Origin of the sequence: Methylibium sp. T29-B, assembly GCF_000576225.1 — a bacterium.
Classification (GTDB): domain Bacteria; phylum Pseudomonadota; class Gammaproteobacteria; order Burkholderiales; family Burkholderiaceae_C; genus Methylibium; species Methylibium petroleiphilum.
Genome location: NZ_AZSN01000324.1, coordinates 1 through 1,727, shown reverse-complemented (window position 1 = coordinate 1,727; position 1,727 = coordinate 1). Strand labels below are relative to the sequence as shown.

Annotated in this window: 3 protein-coding genes; 2 read left to right on the top strand and 1 reads right to left on the bottom strand. The window is 72.1% G+C overall.

Annotation, left to right across the window (positions count from 1 at the left end; translation table 11 throughout):
• Positions 1–281: sigma-70 family RNA polymerase sigma factor (locus Y694_RS21615; RefSeq protein WP_036236597.1), on the top strand; the 281-nt coding region annotated here is incomplete at its 5' end.
• Positions 282–313: 32 nt separating this feature from the next.
• Here the strand turns inward: Y694_RS21615 and Y694_RS24570 are convergent.
• The gene (locus tag Y694_RS24570) at positions 314–451 is read right to left on the bottom strand and encodes a hypothetical protein (RefSeq protein ID WP_155935896.1); all 138 of its coding nucleotides are present in this window, start codon (positions 449–451) and stop codon (positions 314–316) included.
• Positions 452–622: 171 nt separating this feature from the next.
• On the opposite strand from Y694_RS24570, the gene Y694_RS21610 reads away from it, so the two are divergent.
• Positions 623–1,654: a M14 family zinc carboxypeptidase gene (locus Y694_RS21610; protein WP_036236599.1), complete on the top strand. Its 1,032-nt coding sequence runs from the start codon at positions 623–625 to the stop codon at positions 1,652–1,654.
• Positions 1,655–1,727 lie beyond the last annotated feature (73 nt).

Sequence of the window (1,727 nt, the reverse complement as noted above, 5' to 3'; positions counted from 1 at the left end):
CCGACGAGGCCTCGGCCCGCGGCGCCGAGGACGACCTGCACGCCACCGCCGACGACCACGCCGACCCGCTGGCCGCCCTGCAGCGCCGCCAGCGCACGACGGCCCTCAACGCGGCGTTCGACACGCTCGAAGAGCGCGAGCAGCTGATGATGAAGATGATCTACGAGCGCGGCCTGGACCACCAGGACGCCGCCGAGTCGCTGGGCGTCAGCCCCTCGCGCGTGTCGCAGATGCACGCGGTGGTGGTGCAGAAGCTCAAGCGGCGGTTGAAGGACTGGTAGAGCCCTGCCGCGCGACGCGCGCTGCGGCCGCGTCAGGCCTTGCGCAGCCCCCGCCCCACCCAGCGCGAGCGGCACAAGGCGACGAACTCCACCGCCCCCCACAGCAGCGCGCTGCCGAGGGCGCGCGCCGGAAGGCCGAAAGGCTGGCGTCGAGTGCGACCGTCGTTCATGGGGGCTCCCTGCGTTGCGCCGGACCTGGAACAGGCCCGTGCCGACGCACGCTAGCGGCGGCATGTGACACCTTGATGGCGGTGCGGTGAAACCCGCCGCGGCGCATGAAGAAGGCCATGCCGGCGGGTCGGCGCCGCTATCCTGGGGTTCCCGTGGCCGGACTGTGCCGAGTGATCTCTCCTGAACTGGCCGAACTCGCCGAACTGCAGCGCATCGTCGAGCAAGGCGGCGCGCACCTGCAGCAGCGCGTGGTGTGCGAGGTGAGCGTCGGCGACGGCCTCTGCCTGCCGGTTCACGCCATCACGCTGGGCAACCCCGATCCGGCGCTGCCGGCGGTGGGCTTCTTCGGCGGCGTGCACGGGCTGGAGCGGATCGGCGCCGAGGTGGTGCTGGCCTGCCTGCGCAGCGTGGTGAACCGCCTGTCGTGGGACGTGCTGCTGCACCGCCAGCTCGACATGCTGCGCCTGGTGTTCATGCCGCTGGTCAATCCTGGCGGCTTGTGGCGCGGCACGCGCGCCAACCCGCAAGGCGTGGACCTGATGCGCAATGCGCCGGTCGACGCCGACGATCGCGCGCCCTTCCTGGTGGGCGGCCAGCGGCTCAGCGCCGGCCTGCCGTGGTACCGCGGCGCGCTGGGCGCCGCGATGGAGGCCGAGAGCCAGGCGCTGTGCCGCGTGGTGAAGGAGGAGCTGCTGACGCGGCGCTTCAGCGTCGCGGTCGACTGCCACTCGGGCTTCGGCCTGCACGACCGCATCTGGTTTCCCTACGCCCACACGGCACGGCCGATCCCGCACCTGGCGGAGATGCATGCGCTGAACGTCCTGCTCGACCAGGCGCACACTCACCACCGCTACGTGTTCGAGCCGCAGAGCCGCCAGTACCTGGCGCACGGCGACCTGTGGGACCACCTCTATCTGCGCGCCAGCGAGCAGCATTCCGAGCGCGTGTTCCTGCCGCTGACGCTGGAGATGGGCTCGTGGCTGTGGGTGAAGAAGAACCCGCGCCAGCTGCTCACGCGCCACGGCCTGTTCAATCCGTTGATCCAGCATCGCCAGCAGCGCGTGCTGCGGCGGCACGTGGCCTGGCTGGATTTCATCGCCCGCGCCGCCTGCGGCCATGCCGCCTGGCTGCCGCAGGGCACGGCACGCGAGCAGCACCAGGAGCAGGCGCTGGCGCGCTGGTACCGGGGGGTGCGGCGGTGAGCACGGGCGTGCGATCTGCGGCGGACGACGCCGAGCCCTGGGTGCTGCTGCGCGGCCTGACGCGCGAGGCGCG

What these genes read in the sequence shown, in the direction of transcription:
- Y694_RS24570 (WP_155935896.1), bottom strand. Translation starts at nt 451, where the DNA reads ATGAACGACGGTCGCACTCGACGCCAGCCTTTCGGCCTTCCGGCGCGC.